Source organism: Rhizobium sp. Root482 (assembly GCF_001426565.1).
GTDB lineage: Bacteria > Pseudomonadota > Alphaproteobacteria > Rhizobiales > Rhizobiaceae > Pararhizobium.
In genome coordinates this window covers 1-19,664 of record NZ_LMFA01000004.1, presented here as the reverse complement: position 1 = coordinate 19,664, position 19,664 = coordinate 1, and the positions used below count along the sequence as shown (strand labels likewise).

Sequence of the window (19,664 nt, the reverse complement as noted above, 5' to 3'; positions counted from 1 at the left end):
CATGACAACGATTATTACGGTCCGCAAGGACGGACAGGTGGTCATGGCGGGCGATGGCCAGGTCAGCCTTGGCCAGACCGTGATGAAGGGCAATGCCCGCAAGGTCCGCCGTCTCGGCAAGGGCGAGGTGATCGCCGGTTTCGCCGGCGCCACCGCCGATGCCTTCACGCTTCTGGAGCGGCTGGAATCCAAGCTCGAACAATATCCCGACCAGCTGATGCGCGCCGCCGTCGAGCTTGCCAAGGACTGGCGCACCAACAAATATCTGCGCAATCTCGAAGCCATGATGCTGGTCGCCGACAAGACGATCACACTCGCCATCACCGGCAATGGCGATGTGCTGGAGCCCGAGCACGGCACGATCGCCATCGGTTCGGGCGGCAATTATGCCTTTGCCGCCGCCCGCGCCCTGATGGATACCGATAAATCCGCCGAGGAGATCGCCCGTCGCGCCATGGAAATCGCCGGAGATATCTGCGTCTATACCAATGGCAATATCGTCGTCGAAACGCTCGATGCAGGCTGATCCTTCGCCCCGCTACCATTTTCGCGATCTGCGACGGGAGGATTTCCCGCTGCTTGGCCTCTGGCTGGCGCAGCCGCATGTCGCAAGATGGTGGGGCGAACCGGAAAAAGAGTTGGCGAGCATCGAGCAGGCCATGACCAGCGTCGAAACACGCCCGCTAATGGTCGAGCTGGACGGAAGGCCGATTGCCTATCTGCAATGTTATGACCCGCACCTGGAAGAGGATCACCCCTATCGCGACCAGCCGCCCGGCACGCTCGGGATCGATATTTCGATTGGCGATCCGGAACTGACCGGGAAGGGCCACGGCAGCGCGATCGTCCGCCTGTTCTGCTTAGAACGTTTTGCCGCCGGTGCGGCGCGCATCGTGATCGATCCCGATCCTGAAAATGCGCAAGCCATTCGCGCCTATGAGAAAGCAGGCTTCCGCTTTCTGGACAGGCGTCATTCCATTTACGGTCCGGCCCATTTCATGGTGCTGGACAAGCTTGAGGAAACGGATCTGCCATGACCACATTTTCCCCCCGCGAGATCGTGTCCGAACTCGATCGGTTCATTATCGGCCAGCACGACGCCAAGCGTGCGGTGGCGATCGCGCTGCGCAACCGCTGGCGCCGCCAGCAGCTCTCGGACGAGTTGCGCGACGAGGTCATGCCGAAGAATATCCTGATGATCGGCCCGACCGGCGTCGGCAAGACGGAGATTTCCCGGCGGCTCGCAAAGCTTGCCGGCGCGCCCTTCATCAAGGTCGAGGCGACCAAGTTCACCGAGGTCGGCTATGTCGGCCGCGATGTCGAGCAGATCATCCGCGACCTGGTCGAGGTCGGCATCGGCCTGGTGCGCGAAAAAAAGCGCGCAGACGTCAAGGCCAAGGCCCATCTGAACGCCGAGGAACGGGTGCTCGACGCACTGGTGGGCGCCACATCCTCGCCTGCGACCCGCGACAGCTTTCGCAAGAAGCTGCGCACCAACGAGCTTGACGACAAGGAAATCGACATCGAGATCGCCGACACGGCAACGCCCGGCGGCTTCGAGATCCCCGGCATGCCCGGCGCCAATATCGGTGTTCTCAACCTGTCGGAAATGTTCGGCAAGGCGATGGGCCAGCGCACCAAGAAGGTGCGCACCACCGTCAAGGAAAGCTATGCTGTCCTGATCAACGACGAGTCGGACAAGCTGCTCGACAATGAGGAAATCCAGCGCGAGGCGGTCCGTTCGGCGGAAAACGACGGCATCGTCTTTCTCGACGAGATCGACAAGATCGCCGCGCGCGATGGCGGCATGGGTGCCGGTGTTTCACGTGAAGGCGTGCAACGCGACCTGCTGCCGCTGGTGGAAGGCACGACGGTTGCGACCAAATACGGCCCGGTCAAGACCGACCATATCCTGTTCATCGCCTCGGGCGCCTTCCATGTGTCGAAGCCCTCCGACCTTTTGCCGGAACTGCAGGGTCGCCTGCCGATCCGGGTCGAGCTGAAGGCGCTGACCAAGGAGGATTTCCGCCGTATCCTCACCGAAACGGAAGTGAGCCTGATCCGCCAGTACAAGGCGCTTCTGGAGACGGAGGGCGTCGATCTTGATTTCACCGAGGATGCGCTCGACGCGCTGGCCGATGTTGCCGTCAAGCTCAATACCAGCGTCGAGAATATCGGCGCGCGGCGGCTGCAGACGGTGATGGAGCGGGTACTTGACGAAATCTCCTATGCGGCGCCCGACAGGTCCGGCCAGTCGCTGAAGGTGGACGCGGACTATGTAAAAACCCATGTCGGCGACCTTGCCGCCAACACGGATTTGTCGCGCTATATTCTGTAGGGACGGAACCCTTAGCTGCAGAATTCCCGGGCATATGGCCGGCTCCTCTTCTCCCCGCCGGGGAGAAGGTGGCGCGAAGCGCCGGATGAGGGGCCGAAGGCAACGTCTTCCGGATCCGGCTTTGCCGACCTCCTCATCGCCTCGCATGCGCTCGGCACTTCTCCCCGCTGGGGAGAAGAGGGAGGTCGCGGCCTGTCTACTGAATCCATCCGAGTTGTCTCTGTAACGATCGCACGCTAAACCTTCGTCCGCCGGCATGATTCCGACATGATTTTGCCGCATGCGTGCCGGCGCATGCCTTAGCCAGGTCCACAGGAAACCGATCGTGCGCCCCATTTTCCATATGCTTCTCATCGCAGCGATGTTTCTCGCCACCGGCCCCGCCTTGGCGGGCGGCATAAAAACGGTGCCGGAAGGAAACCGCTTTCAGGAGCAGCCGAACGTGCCGGGCGCCTCGGTGCGCCGCACCAAGGCCGGCAAGACCTCGTTCGATGCGAAATATGAAAAGGTCCACAATCTGCTCGCCCGCGACGGCAAGCTGATGGACAAGATCAAGTCGACGGCGCGCGCCTATGGCATCGACCCGATCCACATGATCGGCGCCATTGTCGGCGAGCACACCTATAATGTCGATGCCTATGACCGGCTGCAGTCCTATTACGTCAAGGCTGCGGCCTATGCCGGTGACAGTTTTCGGTTCGGCTATGACGGCCAGAGCGTCGCCGATTTCGTCGCGCGACCGGAGTTTTCGAAATGCGCGGGCAAGGCCGGCTCCTATGTTCTGTGGACCTGCCGCGAATCCGTCTGGGACCGGCAGTTCCGCGGCAAATCGGTCGGCGGCACCTCCTATCCGGACAATCGCTTCAGCGCGGTATTCTTCCAGCCGTTCTTCGCCGGCCAGACCTTCGGGCTCGGCCAGATCAATCCGCTGACGGCCTTGACCCTGACGGACATGGTGGCGCGCATCTCGGGATATGAACGTCTCGACGAGCGCAAAGCCGCAGCGGTCTATGAGGCGATCATGGACCCCGACCAATCGCTTGCCTATATGGCCGCCTCGATCCGCCAGTCGATCGAAGCCTACCGGTCGATCGCCGGTATGGATATTTCCGGCAATCCGGGCATCACCGCGACGCTCTACAATGTCGGCCATCCCGACCAGCGCGCGGCCGCCCTTGCGGCCAAAAACAAGGGCGGCGCGGTGCAGTGGCCCGAGGAAAATTATTACGGCTGGCTGGTCAACGACAAGCTGGCCGAGCTCAAGGCGCTGCTCTAGCTTTCCTGCATGGTCCTGCCTGGACGAGGGCATGGAAGCTGCCGGTTTGCGGCAGCACAGGGAAAGTTCGCCGATGGATATGAAACCCGAACCCTTCGAGCCGCCGGCGCCGATCCCGCGCACGGTGCCGCCGTCACGGCTCCAGATCATCCGCACGGTGATGCGCAACCCGCTTGAGCTCTGGGGCGAGCCTTCCTATACGCTGCCCTACATCGATACGCGGTTCTTCAACCAGCGCACCCTCATCGTCAACGATCCCGACCTGATCCGCTATATCCTCGTCGAGAATGCCTCGAACTACGAAATGTCGAAGGTCCGTCGTCTCATCCTGCGGCCGATCCTGCGCGATGGCCTGCTGACGGCCGAGGGCGCGGTCTGGAAGCGTTCGCGCAAGGCCATCGCGCCGGTGTTCACGCCGCGCCATGCGAAAGGCTTTGCCGCGAGCATGCTGGCGAAGAGTGAGGAATATGCGGCACGCTATGACGAGGCGGCCGCAACCGGCACTGTCGTCAATATCGCCAACGACATGACCGAACTTACCTATGGCATCCTGTCTGAAACGCTGTTTTCCGGGCAGATCGCCGCCGAGACCGAGGGCTTTGCCGAGAGCGTCGAGCGGCTGCTGCACCGCATGGGCCGCGTCGATCCGATGGATATCCTGCTGGCGCCCTCCTGGGTGCCGCGTCTTACCCGCATCGGCGGCGCAAGGGTGATGGCGGAATTCCACGCCATCGTCGAAAAAACCATGGACAACAGGCGGCGGCTGCTGCGCACCGACCCTGGCGCCGCGCCTCAGGATTTCCTGACCCTGCTGCTGCAGCTGGAAGGGCCGGACGGGCTTTCGACCGACGAGATCGCCGACAATATCCTCACCTTCATCGGCGCCGGCCACGAAACGACGGCGCGGGCGCTCGCCTGGACGCTCTATTGCGTCGCAAATGCCCCTGAAGTGCGCGAAAACATGGAAGCCGAGATCGATGCGGTCCTGTCGAGCGGCGCCGAGCCCGTCGAATGGCTGGGCCTGATGCCGCATGTGCGGGCCTCCTTCGAGGAGGCGATGCGCCTCTATCCGCCGGCGCCCTCGATCAACCGGGCGGCGATCCGGGCGGATTCCTGGGTCTCCCCGCAAGGCGAGCGCGTCGATATCCCCAAGGGGATCTCGGTTCTCGTCATGCCCTGGACGCTGCACCGCCATGCCCTCTACTGGGAGAAACCCCGCGCCTTCATGCCGGAGCGCTTCCTGCCGGAAAACCGCGACAAGCTGCATCGTTTCCAGTATCTGCCCTTCGGCGCCGGCCCGCGCATCTGCATCGGCGCCACCTTCGCGCTGCAGGAGGCCGTGATCGCGCTCGGCGTGCTGATGAAGCGGTTCCGCTTCGACGTGACGCCGGAAACGAAACCCTGGCCGGTGCAGCGGCTGACCACCCAGCCTAGGGGCGGCCTGCCGATGCGGGTTTCGGTTCGCTGAGGCCCTGGCCCGGTTGCTGATGGATATCCGATCGCCGCAGAGGTCGCTTCACCGGACGGTCCATGTCGGCGCCGCGATGGCCTTTCCTTAAAAGATGCCCTATCACCCAAGTCTCTGAAGCCGGCCCGCCGGCATGAAGCCGAATGGACCTTGCCTTGTCTGATCATCTTCTCCTCGGTATCGATACCGGCGGAACCTATACCGACGCCGTCCTTTTCAGCGAAACCGCCGGCGTCGTCGCCAGGTCGAAGGCGCTCACCACGCGTCATGATCTCTCCGTCGGCATTGCCGGCGCCGTCGATGCGGTGCTGGATCAGGCGGGCGCCTCGGCCTCCGCCATCGGCCTCGTTTCCCTGTCGACGACGCTCGCCACCAATGCGCTGGTCGAGGGGCAGGGCGGCCGCGCCGGCCTGGTGATGATCGGCTTTTCGCCCGAAGACCTGAAGCGCGATGGCCTGCAGGATGCGCTCGGCAGCGATCCGGTGATCTTCCTTCCGGGTGGCCACAATGTCCATGGCGGCGAAACCCTGCTCGACATGACGGCGCTCGACCAGGCCCTGCCGCAATTGGCGAAAGAGGTCTCCTCCTTCGCCGTCGCCGGCTATTTCGCGGTGCGCAATCCCGCCCATGAAGAGCGGGTGCGTGATCGTATCCGCGAAATATCGCATCTCCCCGTCACCTGCAGCCACGAGCTGTCCTCGAAGCTGGGCGGCCCGCGCCGGGCGCTGACCACGCTCCTCAATGCGCGCCTGGTTTCTATGATCGACCGGCTGATCGGCGCCTGCGAGGGTTTCCTGCAGTCGCGCGGCATCGACGTGCCGATTATGGTGGTGCGCGGCGATGGCGCGCTGATCTCGGCGGCTCAGGCGCGGCTCCGGCCGATCGAAACCATCCTGTCCGGCCCGGCTGCCAGCCTGGTCGGTGCCCGCCACCTGACGGGCCTCGACAATGCTGTCGTCTCCGATATCGGCGGCACCACCACCGATGTCGCCGTGCTCGACCAGGGTCGGCCGCGCCTCGATGGCGATGGCGCCGTCGTCGGCGGTTTCCGCACCATGGTCGAGGCGGTCGCCATGCGCACCTTCGGACTTGGCGGCGATTCGGAAGTCCGCATCGACGACCGCGGCCTCAAGGTTCGGATCGAGCTCGGCCCGCGCCGTCTTTTGCCGCTCAGCCTGGCGGCCTTCCAGCATGGTGAGACGGTCCTGTCGGTCCTCGAACGGCAGCTGCGAAGCGCGCATATCGGCCGGCATGACGGCCGCTTCGCGGTGCGCACCGGCCTTCCCGATGAAATGGCCAATGGCCTGCAGCCGCAGGAACTTGCGCTCTACGAGCGGATCGGCGCCGTGCCGGTGCCGCTCGACAGCCTCCTCGCCAACACGCCGCGAAAGGCGACGCTGGACAAGCTCGTCGGGCGCGGTCTCGTCCATATCTGCGGCTTCACTCCGTCGGATGCCATGCATGTGCTCGGGCGCCAGGACCAGTGGAGCCGAGAGGCCGCGCAATTGGGCGCGCAGCTCATGGCGCGCAGCCGCGACGGATCGGGCCAGCCGATCGCACAAAGCGCCGAGGACCTGGCGGAACTGATCGCCGCCCGGCTCACCCGGCAATCGGCCGAGGCGATCCTGACCTCGTGCCTTGCCGAGGACGGCGCGGCGATCGATCCGGCGGTTTCCCTCTCGATCGACCGGGCGCTGAAGCGCGAGCCTGGCATTGTCGGTTTCTCGCTGGCGCTCGACCGGCCGCTGGTCGGGCTTGGCGCCTCTGCGCCGGTCTATTATCCGGCGATCGCCAAGATGCTGGGCGCAGAGTCCTGCATCCCGCCCGAGGCGGGCGTGGCCAATGCGGTCGGCGCGGTCGTCGGCCAGGTGCGCGCCGCGGTGACCATCTTCGTGACAACCCCGGACGAGGGCATCTTCATCGTAAATGGTGCTGGCCCAAGCCTGCGCTTCTTCGATGAAGCCCAGGCCTTTGCCGAGGCGCGCGACCGGGCAAGGGCGGCGGCCCTGACGCTTGCCGGGGAAAATGGCGCTGAAGAGCCGGCCGTCATTCTGCGCGAAGACATCGTCGCGCCTGAGGTGGAAGGCAGCCGCAAGCTCGTCGAGGCCCGTTTCACGGCAACCGCCAGCGGGCGGCCCAGAATGGCGCATTGACAGGTTGCACATTGACAGGTGGGACATTGGATTTATTCCATATCGGAAACAATCCTTCACATTTTCTCTGGATTGACAGGCAATGAAAGCGTGAGAGACTGCCGCCACTTTCTATTCGCGCATTAATTCATGGAGTTGCAGATGGACCGGGTTGAAAAGAACGGATTGAAATTCGACGCGGGCCTGCTCGATTTCCTGGTCAACGAGGCCCTGCCCGGCACCGGCGTGGACGCTGACCGGTTCCTGGCTGGCTTTGCCGCCATCCTGCACGATCTGGCGCCGAAGAACCGGACGCTTCTCGCCAAACGCGATGCGCTTCAGGAAAAGCTCGACGACTGGTACCGGAAAAACGGCGCGCCGGTGGATATGGACGCCTATCAGCGCTTTCTGAGAGAGATTGGCTATCTCCTGCCGGAAGGACCGGATTTTGCGGTCACGACCTCCAATGTCGACCCCGAGATCGCCGCGATCGCCGGGCCGCAGCTCGTCGTGCCGGTCATGAATGCGCGCTATGCGCTGAATGCCGCCAATGCCCGCTGGGGCTCGCTCTATGATGCGCTTTACGGAACCGATGCGATTCCCGAGGTCGACGGTGCCGAAAAGGGCCGGGCCTATAATCCGGTTCGCGGCGAAAAGGTCATCGCCTGGGCCCGCGATTTCCTCGATGCGAGCGCACCGCTTGCGGACGGCCGCTGGAGCGAGGCCACCGGCTTTGCCATCGACAGTGGCATTTTGTCAGTCTCAACGGCAAAGGGAAGCATCGGACTTGCCGATCCCGCACAATTCGCCGGCTATCGCGGCACGGCCGATGCGCCGTCGCATCTCGTCGTGAAGAAGAACAATCTGCATATCCAGATCGTCATCGATGCATCGGCGCCGACCGGCAAGGACGATCCGGCCCATATCTCCGATCTGATCGTCGAATCGGCCATCACCGCGATCATGGATTGCGAGGATTCGATCGCCGCCGTGGATGCCGAGGACAAGATACTCGTCTATCGCAACTGGCTGGGCCTGATGAAGGGCGATCTTCAGGAGGAGGTAAGCAAGGGCGGCAAAAGCTTCATTCGCCGGCTCAATCCGGATCTCGACTTTAGCGCGCCGGCTGGTTCCAGCCTCTCGCTCAAGGGCCGTGCCCTGATGCTGGTTCGCAATGTCGGCCATCTGATGACCAATCCGGCCATTCTCGATGGCGAAGGCCGCGAAATTCCCGAAGGCATCATGGATGCCATGATCACCGGCCTGATCGCGCTTCACGATATCGGCCCGAACGGCCGCCGGATGAATTCGGCGGAAGGCTCGGTCTATATCGTCAAGCCGAAAATGCACGGCCCCGAAGAAGTGGCCTTTACCGATGAAATCTTCGCCCGCGTCGAACAGGTGCTCGGCATGGCGCCGAACACATTGAAAATGGGCATCATGGACGAGGAGCGCCGCACGACGGTCAACCTCAAGGAATGCATCCGGGCAGCAAAGGACCGCGTCGTCTTCATCAATACCGGCTTCCTCGATCGCACCGGCGATGAGATGCACACCTCCATGGAAGCCGGGCCGATGATCCGCAAGGGCGATATGAAGCAGGCGGCGTGGATTGCTGCCTATGAAAACTGGAATGTCGATATCGGCCTTGCCTGCGGCCTGTCCGGCCATGCGCAGATCGGCAAGGGCATGTGGGCCATGCCGGACCTGATGGCGGCGATGCTGGAGCAGAAGATCGCCCATCCGAAGGCCGGCGCCAACACCGCCTGGGTTCCCTCGCCGACGGCAGCCACCCTGCACGCGACGCATTACCACAAGGTCGATGTGGCAAAGGTCCAGGCCGGATTGAAAAGCCGCGCCCGTGCCAGCTTAAGCGATATTCTCTCCGTTCCCGTCGCCTCGCGGCCGAACTGGACCGCCGGGGAAATCCAGCGCGAACTCGACAACAATGCGCAGGGCATTCTCGGTTATGTCGTGCGCTGGATCGACCAGGGCGTCGGCTGCTCCAAGGTTCCCGATATCAACGATGTCGGCCTGATGGAGGATCGCGCCACCCTGCGCATTTCGGCCCAGCACATGGCCAACTGGCTCCATCACGGCATCGTCACGGAAAAGCAGGTGGTCGAAACGATGGAGCGCATGGCAGCCGTCGTCGATGCGCAGAATGCCGGCGATCCCGCTTATTCGCCGATGGCCGGCAATTACGACGGCTCGATCGCCTTCCAGGCGGCGCTCGAACTGGTCCTGAAGGGTCGCGAACAGCCGAATGGCTATACCGAGCCGGTCCTGCATCGCCGCAGGCTGGAACTGAAGGCCAGCCGGGCGGCGTAGCCTTGATGCCGTAATGATGGGCTCGCCACGCACTCCCTCTTCTCCCCAGCGGGGAGAAGTGCCGAGCAGAGCGAGGCGATGAGGGGGCGACGGCGCAAGCCGGCGCGACTTGTTTTGTAGTGAACTTCGGCCCCCTCATCCGCCCTTCGGGCACCTTCTCCCTGAGGGGAGAAGGGATTGCGCGAAAAAATCATCTCCGCTCATCCCTGCAAGAATCAAAAATCCCCGGACAAGCCGGGGATTTGAAAACCGCGATGAAGACGGTATCCGGCTACTGCTGAACGATAACGTGGGTGTTCTTGCCCGGGCGGACGCGGGCGTAGAGGTCGATGATGTCCTGGTTGATCATGCGGATGCAGCCGGAAGAGGCGGCGGTGCCGATCGAGGACCATTCCGGCGAACCGTGGATGCGAAACAGCGTGTCGCGGCCTTCGTCGTTGAACAGGTACATGGCGCGGGCGCCGAGCGGATTGCGAAGGCCGGGACCCATGCCCTTTTCGACATATTGGGCGACGTCCGGCTTGCGCACGGCCATTTCCTTCGGCGGATGCCAGGTCGGCCATTCCTGCTTCCAGGCCACATAGGCGCGGCCTTCCCAGGCAAAGCCGGACTTGCCGACGCCGATGCCGTAGCGAACGGCCTTGCCGCGCGGCAGCACGAAATAGAGGAAGCGGTTCGGCGTATTGACGACGATCGTGCCGGGCTTCTCGTCCGTCGCATAATCGACGATCTGGCGATGGAATTTCTGGTTGACCTTGTTGATCGGGATCGCTGGCAGTGCATAGCCGTGATCCTCGACGGGTCCGTAGCCGCTGCTGAAAATCTGGTTGGTTGCTACTTTTTCGCCGGTGGGAGAGATCGGCGAGGTCGAGCAACCGGTCAAAACGAGGGTTGTCGCGAGGCTGCACAGCATCAGGGCATTGCGAATGCGCATGGGATTCTCTTGGAAAATGAAGCTAAGAATAACTGAGTCGTTCCGACCATCAGCGCTTACGGTCTATGTGAGATAAAGGCCGCGATGCAAGGGAATGCGTTGCCGGGCCGGGTGACCGTCGATCAAAGTCGCGCCGGATTGTTTTTTTGCAACAAAAGCGGCTCTATGCGAAAATCGCGCCATGGCGATTCTTTCCATCCATAACGACAATCCCCTCATCGACGGGCGGCAGTCGCAGCGTGCCATGATGGTGCGGCGCGGTGTCCAGCGCTTCCTCCACGACATGCGCCATGCCGTCCTGCCGGAGCTGACGCTTTCAAGCGGCCGCCGCGCCGACCTCATCTCGCTGTCGCCGAAGGGCGAGATCTGGATCGTCGAGATCAAGACCTCGATCGAGGATTTTCGGGTCGATCGGAAATGGCCGGATTATCGCCTGCATTCGGACCGGCTGTTCTTCGCCACGCATGGCGGCGTGCCGCTGGATATTTTTCCGGAAGAATGCGGCTTGTTCCTGTCGGATGGCTACGGTGCCGAGATGATCCGCGATGCGCCGGAGGAGAGGCTGTCGGCCCCGACGCGCAAATCCGTATCGCTGAATTTCGCCCGCGTCGCGGCGCAGCGCCTGATGCTGGCTGAATGGTCCGCCGACCGCGCCGGCGACACGGCCCCCGCCATGCGCGAGATCGTCTCCGGCGCACTGGACGGGGAAGGCTGACGTATAAGCGCGCCGATTACTTCGGCGCGCGCTTGGCGAGAATCCGCTGCAGGGTGCGGCGGTGCATGTTGAGGCGGCGTGCGGTTTCCGAGACATTGCGCTCGCACATCTCGTAGACACGCTGGATATGCTCCCAGCGGACCCGGTCGGCCGACATTGGGTTTTCCGGCGGCTCGGCGCGCTCGCCGGCCTTCTGCACCAAAGCGGCGAAAATGTCGTCGGCATCGGCGGGCTTGGCCAGGTAATCGACGGCGCCCAGCTTCACCGCATTGACGGCCGTGGCGATATTGCCATAGCCGGTCAGCATGATGATGTGGGTATCGTCGCGACGGGCGCGGATCGCCTCGATCACGTCGAGGCCGCTGCCGTCGCCGAGCCTCAGATCGACCACCGCATGTTTCGGCGGCCGGGTCTTCGCCTTGGCGATGCCCTCGGCGACCGATTCGGCGATATCGACGGAAAAGCCGCGGGTCTCCATGGCGCGGGCAAGCCGGCGCAGGAACGGCACGTCGTCATCGACGATCAGAAGGGATGTGTCGGCGCCGATCAGCGCGGCATCGGGCTGGCTGGCGGCGGCTGTCTGGGGCGCCTGGTCGATGGGTCTGTCCGTCATGTCGCAATCCTCGAACCTGTCTCGGTTGTTCCTGCAATTCAGTTTAATCTCGCTTAGTCACGGTTCGAAAGGCCGTAAAGTCATTTCGTCTGTTTCACATCCATCAGGCTGCGCGGCCATTCGGCATGGACACGGGCACCGGGCTTCTCGGGACCGCCGTTTTCGAAGGAAAGCCGGGCGCCGGAGCGCTCCAGAAGCGTCTTGGCGATGAACAGCCCCAGTCCGAGCCCCCCGGCACTGTCGTCCTTCTGCCGCCGGGTCACATAGGGCTCGCCGATCCGGCTCAAAATATCCGGCGCGAAACCGTCGCCGTCGTCCTCGATGGTAACCGATACGATCTCCGGCGTATGGGCAACGGTGACGGTCACCTCCGTCTTGGCATAGTCGACGGCATTTTCCAGAAGATTGCCGAGCCCGTAGAGAATGCCCGCATTGCGGTTGCCGACTGGCTCGCTCGCCCGCTCGCCCTTTTCGACGAGGTCGATGCGGATGCCGAATTCGCGGTGCGGCGCCATCACCTCCTCGATCAGCGACGAGAGCGGCAGATGCCGCATATGCGCTTCGTTTTCCGAGGACAGCGTCGTCAGCCGCCGCAATATGTCCCGGCAGCGTTCGCTCTGGCTGCGCAGCAGATGCACGTCCTCGCCGAAGCGCGGATCGTCGCCCAGTTCGCGCTCCATCTCCTTGGCAACGACGCTGATCGTCGCCAGCGGCGTGCCCAGTTCGTGGGCGGCGGCGGCGGCCAGCCCGTCGAGCTGCGACAGGTGCTTTTCGCGCTGCAGCACCAGTTCGGTCGCGGTCAGCGCCTCCGACAGCTGGCTCGCTTCCAGCGAGACGCGATAGGTATAAAAGGCGGCAAAGGCGGTGGTGGAAACGATGGCGAACCAGAAGCCGGCGGTCAGGATCGGCGGGATCAGCAGCACCACGCCCGGATACCAGGGTAGCGGAAACGGCGAGAAGGCAAGCGCGGTGACGCCGGTGATGGCGAGCATCGCTAGGGCCACGCTGTGCCATTTCGGCTGCGAGGCGGAGGAGATGATCACCGGCACGCAGACGAGCGGCGCAAACGGATTGGCAAGGCCGCCGGTGATGAACAGCAGCGCCGCCAACTGGGCAAGATCGATGCCGAGCAGCGCAAAGGCGGCCGGCGGCTGCAGCCGGTGCGTCGGCGGATAGCGGATGGTGAGATAGGCATTCACCCAGGCGAGAAAGGCGATGAGTAACGAGCAGGCGGTGAGAGGCAGCGGAAACTGCAGCCAGAAGACGGTGATGATCACCGCGACCGTCTGTCCGCCGACCGCCAGCCAGCGCAGGCGCACGATGGTGCGCAGGCGAAGCAGGCGGCTGGAAACGAGATCATCCCCTTCGAGTGTCGCCGCTGCCCTGCCGCTTCCAGCCATGCCATTTCCCGTCATCGATTCCAACATGCCCTCATGTACCACGCGGTTTTGCCCGTGTCGTCGGCGCCGCATTGGCCGGATCTTCCGGCCAGGGATGCTTCGGATAGCGGCCGCGCATATCGGCGCGCACGTCCTTCCAGGAACCGGCCCAGAAGCCGGGCAGGTCGCGCGTCGTCTGCATCGGCTTGTGGCCGGGAGAGACCAGTTCGAGCAGCAGCGGCAAGCGTCCGCCGCCGATCGCCGGATGCGTCTTCAGCCCGAACAGTTCCTGCACTCTTATCGACAGCACCGGCTCGTCGCCATCGTAGCGTATCGGATGGCGCTGGCCGGTCGGCGCCTCGAAATGGGTTGGCGCCAGCCGCCCAAGATCGCGGCCAAGGTCGGGCGGCAACAGCGCCTGCAGGCCTTCTGAAAGGCTGCCCGCATGGATGTCGTCGATCCCGCGCGTATCGTGCTGGAAGGGCACGAACCAGTCCTCAATCCGCGCCATCAGGCTGTCGTCAGACATATCAGGCCAGGGTTCTCCAAGCGTGCGGTGGAGAAAGCCGATCCGGTCGCGCAATTGCGCCGCTTCCTTCGAGAAGGGCAGGACGGCAAGTCCAAGCTGGCGCACGCCGTCCGCAAGTGCCGCGGCGGCGGCTTCGCCCTTCGGACGCGGCAGCGGCGCTTCTTCGAAAATGATGGCGCCGAGCCGCGTCACCCGCCGCGCCCGGACCTGCCGGCTCGCGCGGTCGAAGAAAATCTGGTCTTCCCTGACGATCGCCTGCGGCCGATAGGCCTCGACATCGGCGCGCGTGATCTCGGCCGCCGCAAGTATCCGCTGCCCGCCCGCCCGCCCGGTCAGGTCGGCGATAACAAGCATCGTGGCGCCCGCCAGCCGTTCGGTCTCCGGCAGCTCGGCCCCGCGGCCATTGGCCATGACGAAGCGCCCGCGCCCGCCGCGCTGCAGCGCGATCCGGTCCGGAAAAGCCTGCATCAGAAGGATGCCCGGCTGGATCGGCATTTCCGCCTGCCCCGGAACGCCTGCCTGCCGGCCGGAGTCAAGCGATTTCGCCATCCGCCGGGCAAGCGCGCGGGCGGCGTCGGCGCGGTCTCCCCGCTCGGCCTTGAAGCGGCGCAGCCGGTCTTCGAGATCCACGCCGCTGCCCCCAAGTCCCTGTTCCGTCAGCACCACGGCCAGGAGACAGGCTTCCAACGCCTGGCCGTCCTGCGCCGCCGAGACGGCCATGGCGGCAAGGCGTGGCGGCAGGGCCAACTGGCGGATTTGCCTGCCCCGCGCCGTCAATGCACCCTTTGTATCAAGCGCGCCGAGGTCGCCGAGCAGAGCCTTCGCCTCCTGCCAGGTCGTGGCGGGCGGCGGATCGAGGAAGGCAAGGCTGCCGGGATCGGTCACGCCCCAATGGGCAAGGTCGAGCACCAGCCCGGAAAGATCGCTCGACAGGATCTGCGGCGGTGTAAAGGCCGGTAGCGCAGCCATCTGGCCCTGGTGCCACAGGCGGATGGCAATGCCCGGCTCCGTCCGCCCGGCCCGGCCTGCCCGCTGCTCGGCCGAGGCGCGCGAAACCCGCACCGTCTCAAGCCGGGTAATGCCGGTGGAGGCCTCGAAGGCCGGAAGTCGCTGCAGGCCGCTGTCGATGACGATGCGCACGCCGTCGATGGTGATGGAGGTTTCGGCGATCGAGGTCGCCAGCACGATCTTGCGCGTGCCCGCCGCTGCCGGCCGGATGGCCGCATCCTGTTCCTTCTGGCTGAGATTGCCGTAAAGCGGCGTGATGTTGGTTTCCGGCCCGAACCGTCCCGACAGGCGCTCGGCTGTCCGGGTAATCTCCGCCTGTCCCGGCAGGAAGGCGAGGATCGAGCCCGTTTCAGCGCGATGCGCCTCGACGATCGCCCGGGTGACCGCATCCTCGACGCGCTCGCCCGGAGGCTTTTCCCGGTAGCGCACCTCCACCGGAAAACTGCGCCCCTTGCTCTCGATCACCGGTGCATCGCCAAGAAGCCGGGCCACCCGCTCCACGTCCAGCGTCGCCGACATGACGATGATCTTCAGGTCGTCGCGCAGTGCCTGCTGCACGTCGAGCGCCAGCGCCAGGCCGAAATCGGCGTCGAGCGACCGCTCGTGAAATTCGTCGAACAGGACGGCAGATACACCGGGCAGTTCCGGATCGTCGAGAAGCATCCGGGCAAAAACACCCTCGGTCACCACCTCGATGCGCGTCCGGCCGGTGATCCGGCTGTCGAGCCGCATGCGGTAGCCGACGGTTTCGCCGACGCTCTCGCCAAGTAGGCTCGCCATGCGCCCGGCGGCCGCGCGGGCGGCAAGGCGGCGCGGCTCGAGCAGGATGATCCGTCCATCGCCGCGCCAGGGCTGATCCAGCAGGAACAGCGGCACCAGCGTCGTCTTGCCGGCACCGGGCGGCGCCGAAAGGACCACGCATGACCCCGTCGCCAGCGTCTCCCCAAGCGCCGGCAGGATGGCGCGAACCGGCAGGTCCGGCAGATGGTCGGCGGCGCTCATCGGTCCTGTCTCCCGCCGATCGTCACGATGGTCCCACCCGCGGCCTCGGCATCCGCCTCGTCATGGGTAACGAGAACCACCGGCAGGCCTGCCGATTTCGCCCGGTCGAAAACCAGGGCCCGGATCTGCTGGCGCAGATCGGCATCGAGCTTGGAAAAAGGCTCGTCCAGCAGCAGGTAGCGCGGGGCCGACAGCATCATCCGCTGAAGCGCCACCCTTGCCCTCTGGCCGCCGGAGAGTGTCGCCGGATCGCGGTCGAAGAAGCCGGAGAGGTCCACATCCTCGAGTGCCTGAAGCGCCAGTCGCCGCCGCTCGTCCTTCTGCCGAATGTCGGCGCTCAGCCCGAAAAGAAGATTGCCGCCGACCGAGAGATGCGGAAACAGCAGTGGATCCTGGAAAAGCATGCCGGCCCCCCGCTTCTGCGCCGGCATGCCGGTGAGATCGATACCGTCGATCGACAGGCGGCCGCCGGCGGTGAAGGCCGGGTCGAGAAAACCGCCGAGAAAAGCGAGCAGCGCCGATTTCCCCGATCCAGACGGGCCCATGACCGTCAGGATTTCGCCGGTCCGCACTATGGCGTTGAGGCTGAGCAGCATCCGCCCCGAAAGAGCGATGGAAATCTCCTCCAGATGCAGGCCATCGGTCTTGTCGTCGGGGCTCATTCAAATCCTCATCGCGCGCCGGTGGCGAAATAGCAATTGAGGCATGAGCGATGCAATTGCAAATCCGGCAAAGGGAATGATCGTCTGCAACAGCGCATAGACGCCGATGGTTCGCCGGTCGCCGCCCGAAGACAGGGCCACCGCCTCCGTGGTGATGGTAACGATCCTACCGGCGCCGATCAGCAGCGTCGGCAGGTAGAGCCCGGCCGACACCGCAAAGCCGACGGCGAATGCCGTCAGGCAGGCGCGCATCAGCATGGGCAGGCGGATATGGAGCAGGGTCTGCCAGGGCGATTTGCCGAACCCGGCGGCGATCGTCTCGAAGCGCCGGTCGAAGGCATGCCAGGGGTCGGACAGCGAGAGCACGACATAGGGCAGCACGAAGATCAGGTGAACGAACAGCAGAAGCGGAAAGGACGTTCCAAAGCCGAGCGTCAGGCTGAGGATCTGCAGGCCGAACAGGAAGGAAAGCTGCGGCACCACCAGCGGCAGATAGAGCATGGACTGCAGAAGACCTGTACTGCGAAGATCCGTGCGCCACAGGAGGCCGATGGCAAGCATGAGCGCGATCACAGCCGATATGCCCGCAAGTGCCATGGTCGTTGCCAGCGGCACGGCGATCTGCGGAAGCACCCGCATCCAGGCTTTCAGCGTCAGCACCTGCGGCGAGAGTGCCGGAAACGGCCACAAGCCGGCGAATGACCAGACAAGCAGAACGACCAGCCCGAGAATGACGAGCAGGGCCGAGACGCCCATGGCGGCGCAGGCCATCCCACGGATCAACCGATCGTCGGCGCAGCGAAGTCCGGATATCGACATGCGCCTCAACAACAGCGCCCCGGCGATTTCGATCGCGCGCCACACCAGCATCGCCGCAAGGGTCAGGCCGAGTTGCAGCAGGGCTGCGGCCGAGGCGAGAAACCGCATCTGCAGATCGGGGTCGGCCATCCAGCCGGCAATGCGCACCGCGAGCGGCGCCGGCAGGTCCGGCCCGAGGATCATCGCGACATCGACCACCGAGCCGGCATAGGCGAGCACGGCAAACACCGGCAGCCGGATCTGCCGGTAGACGAGCGGCCAGGTGGCAATGAGAAAGCCGCGCACGCGCCCATAACCCAGGCTGGTTGCAAGCCGGCGCGCCTGCGCCAGCTCTGTTTGCGGCAAGGCCGCCAGTGTCACGAGGAAGAGAAAGGGAATTTCCTTGACGATCAACCCCGCCATCATCGACAGACCGAACGTATCACCCGGCACCAGCCAGTCCGGCGGGCTGAGATAGCCGGTCAGTTCCGGCGAGACCAGCCGCATCGCGAGGCCAGAGGGTGCGATCAGGAAGGCAAGGCCAAAGGCCGCGGCGGCATGCGGCACTGCCAGAAGCGGCGAGACGAGATGCTGGACCCGCGAAAACATGCGCGTGCCGGCATAGGCGGCGGTAAACAATGCGACCAGCGCCAGCGAAACGCCGGTGGTGACCAGACCGGTGGCAAGGCCGACCAGTGCCGATTGCAGGAGATGCGGCTGGGCTGCGAGCCTCTCAAAGGGCGCGATGGTCAGCCGGTTGCCGCCCAGCGCCGGCAGATAGCCGAAAGCCGGTCCGATCGTCCCGGCCAGCCCGGCAAGCAGCGGCAGGCTGATAAGGGCGAGGATGAGCCCGGGCAGGACGCGACGTTTCATTCCGCCGTCATTCCTACGGCTCCGCATTGGACGCGCCTCAGTTTCCAGCTCCATAGCGTCTGGTCCATTCCGCTTCGATGCGCGTCATCCAGCTGGGATGCGGCTCGGCAAGCGCGGGTCCGAGCCTGTCCGGCGGCAGCGTCGCCACACCGAGATCCAGCGCCTGGAACGCCTGCCGATCGGCTGCCGGGAGCCTGTCCAGCGCCAGCACGGTCGGATCGCCCCAGACCTGCGGATCCTGCTTGCGTCTCTGCGCCTCCGGCGACAGCAGAAAATCCGCAAACACAAGAGCCCCCGCCTTGGCGCTGGCATTATAGGGAATGGCAAGGAAATGCGAATTGCCGAGCGTTCCCTTCGAAAACACGAAGGAGCGCACCGTGTCCGGCAGTTCGCCGGCGGCGATCCCGGCCGAGGCTTCCGCCGGGTTGAAGGCGAAGATGATGTCGAGCTCGCCATCGGCCAGCTTCTGCTTCATGTCGGGATAGTTCCGCGGAAAAGCCTTGCCCCTGCGCCACAACTGCGGGTGCATCTCGTCGAGATAGGCAAAGAGCGGTGCCGTATCCTCCGCAAAATGACTTTCATCGACCGGCCGCGCAAGCCTTTCCCGGTCACCGGTCAATTCAACCAAGAGCTGTTTCAGGAAGGACGAGCCGGTGAAATCCGGCGGCTGCGGATAGGAGAAGCGTCCTGGATGGGTCTTGACCCAGGAAAGAAGATCCTTGGCCGAATCCGGCAGGCTGTCCTTGGCCGTGCGCGCCTCGTCATGAAAGAACACCAGCTTGGCGGCACCCCAGGGGCTTTCCAGACCCTCGGTGGCTAGGGTAAAATCGGTGACCGTGGTCGGCATGGCCGCGGTATCGACGAGGCGCCAGTTCGGCAGTTTGGTTGCCCAGTCCGGGCCGAACAACAGGCCCTGATCCTTCATGGCGGCGAAATTCTCACCATTGATCCAGATCAGATCGACCGAACCGCCCTCGTTTCGCCCGGCAGCCTTCTCGGCAAGCACGGTCGAGACCGCGACTGCCGTATCCTCAAGCTTGACCTGGACGATGGAGAGGCCGAACCGCGTCTTTGCCTCGTCGCCGGCCCATTGGATATAGGCGTTGATCGCAGGAGACCCGCCCCAGGCGTTGAAATAGACGGTCTCGCCGCGCGCCTCGTCGAGCACCTGCTGCCATCGGCTGGCATCCGCGGCCCGCGCCACGCCGCTTGTCGCCGGAATGGCCGAAAGCGTGAGCATGAGCACGGCAAGCATTTTTCGCGTGGAAATCACCATGGATCGCATATTCCCCTGTTGGCGGGCGAGCCTAGGCCAAGGCATCGATCCGTCAACGGCTATGGCGACCGGCGCCTTCACGATCCGGTGAAAATGGACTGGACGGACAGAAATACCCAGGATCGCAGGCTGCTGAATCAACATGCTTGCGGATTGGAGATGTGGGTTGGGTCATTCCCGTGTTGTTTCGAGGAATTCGGGTTCGAAAAGTCGAGTGAATTTATCGATTTCATTTGCTGTTGGTTGTGTGATTGGAAATATCTGTTGTTTATCATGATGTTGGAAGATTTTTTGATTTTTTGGAATTGGGCTGTTGACTTCGTTCGGGGG

The 19,664-nt window shown here is 64.1% G+C and carries 15 protein-coding genes; 8 read left to right on the top strand and 7 right to left on the bottom strand.

All coding sequences use genetic code 11. The features are described from left to right. Position 1: 1 nt before the first annotated feature. The 7 genes from hslV to ASD31_RS04635 all read left to right on the top strand — a co-directional run bounded on the left by hslV (position 2) and on the right by ASD31_RS04635 (position 9,545). Complete coding sequence (hslV, locus tag ASD31_RS04665) at positions 2-526, top strand: ATP-dependent protease subunit HslV (protein WP_056330116.1); 525 nt, start codon at positions 2-4, stop codon at positions 524-526. Next, on the top strand, positions 516-1,037 hold the full coding sequence (locus tag ASD31_RS04660) for a GNAT family N-acetyltransferase (RefSeq protein ID WP_056330113.1): 522 nt from the start codon (positions 516-518) through the stop codon (positions 1,035-1,037). Before hslV ends, ASD31_RS04660 begins: the two co-directional genes overlap by 11 nt. Continuing rightward, entirely contained in the window at positions 1,034-2,338 is a 1,305-nt protein-coding gene (hslU, locus tag ASD31_RS04655) for an ATP-dependent protease ATPase subunit HslU (protein ID WP_056330110.1), read from the top strand. Before ASD31_RS04660 ends, hslU begins: the two co-directional genes overlap by 4 nt. A 325-nt stretch (positions 2,339-2,663) precedes the next feature. Next, positions 2,664-3,614: a DUF1402 family protein gene (locus ASD31_RS04650; protein WP_056330107.1), complete on the top strand. Its 951-nt coding sequence runs from the start codon at positions 2,664-2,666 to the stop codon at positions 3,612-3,614. Positions 3,615-3,687: 73 nt separating this feature from the next. Then, complete coding sequence (locus ASD31_RS04645; protein WP_056330105.1) at positions 3,688-5,082, top strand: cytochrome P450; 1,395 nt, start codon at positions 3,688-3,690, stop codon at positions 5,080-5,082. Between the two features lie 155 nt (positions 5,083-5,237). Next, positions 5,238-7,235, top strand: a complete 1,998-nt coding sequence (locus ASD31_RS04640) for a hydantoinase/oxoprolinase N-terminal domain-containing protein (RefSeq protein WP_056330335.1) — start codon at positions 5,238-5,240, stop codon at positions 7,233-7,235. A gap of 141 nt (positions 7,236-7,376) precedes the next feature. After that, a complete protein-coding gene (locus ASD31_RS04635; RefSeq protein WP_056330102.1) occupies positions 7,377-9,545 on the top strand; it encodes a malate synthase G in 2,169 nt (722 codons plus the stop codon). A 271-nt stretch (positions 9,546-9,816) separates the two neighbouring features. Here the strand turns inward: ASD31_RS04635 and ASD31_RS04630 are convergent, their stop codons facing one another. Continuing rightward, complete coding sequence (locus ASD31_RS04630) at positions 9,817-10,479, bottom strand: L,D-transpeptidase (protein WP_056330099.1); 663 nt, start codon at positions 10,477-10,479, stop codon at positions 9,817-9,819. A gap of 181 nt (positions 10,480-10,660) precedes the next feature. Here ASD31_RS04630 and ASD31_RS04625 point away from each other — a divergent pair, with 181 nt between their 5' ends. Then, positions 10,661-11,194, top strand: coding sequence for an MmcB family DNA repair protein (locus tag ASD31_RS04625; protein ID WP_056330096.1), 534 nt, complete (start codon positions 10,661-10,663; stop codon positions 11,192-11,194). A 16-nt stretch (positions 11,195-11,210) separates the two neighbouring features. Here ASD31_RS04625 and ASD31_RS04620 read toward each other — a convergent pair whose 3' ends face one another. The 6 genes from ASD31_RS04620 to ASD31_RS04595 all read right to left on the bottom strand — a co-directional run bounded on the left by ASD31_RS04620 (position 11,211) and on the right by ASD31_RS04595 (position 19,298). Continuing rightward, entirely contained in the window at positions 11,211-11,807 is a 597-nt protein-coding gene (locus ASD31_RS04620) for an ActR/PrrA/RegA family redox response regulator transcription factor (protein WP_056330093.1), read from the bottom strand. 80 nt (positions 11,808-11,887) lie between these two features. Continuing rightward, positions 11,888-13,207, bottom strand: coding sequence for an ActS/PrrB/RegB family redox-sensitive histidine kinase (locus ASD31_RS04615; RefSeq protein ID WP_156392513.1), 1,320 nt, complete (start codon positions 13,205-13,207; stop codon positions 11,888-11,890). A 31-nt stretch (positions 13,208-13,238) separates the two neighbouring features. After that, entirely contained in the window at positions 13,239-15,725 is a 2,487-nt protein-coding gene (hrpB, locus tag ASD31_RS04610; RefSeq protein ID WP_056330088.1) for an ATP-dependent helicase HrpB, read from the bottom strand. Next, entirely contained in the window at positions 15,722-16,387 is a 666-nt protein-coding gene (locus tag ASD31_RS04605; RefSeq protein WP_056330084.1) for an ATP-binding cassette domain-containing protein, read from the bottom strand. The genes hrpB and ASD31_RS04605 overlap by 4 nt, the downstream gene beginning before the upstream one ends. Beyond that, positions 16,388-18,058 (bottom strand): ABC transporter permease, encoded by a 1,671-nt coding sequence (locus ASD31_RS04600; RefSeq protein WP_056330081.1) that lies wholly within the window; start codon positions 18,056-18,058, stop codon positions 16,388-16,390. Positions 18,059-18,095: 37 nt separating this feature from the next. Then, the gene (locus ASD31_RS04595; protein WP_413813795.1) at positions 18,096-19,298 is read right to left on the bottom strand and encodes an ABC transporter substrate-binding protein; all 1,203 of its coding nucleotides are present in this window, start codon (positions 19,296-19,298) and stop codon (positions 18,096-18,098) included. Between the last annotated feature and the right edge of the window lie 366 nt (positions 19,299-19,664).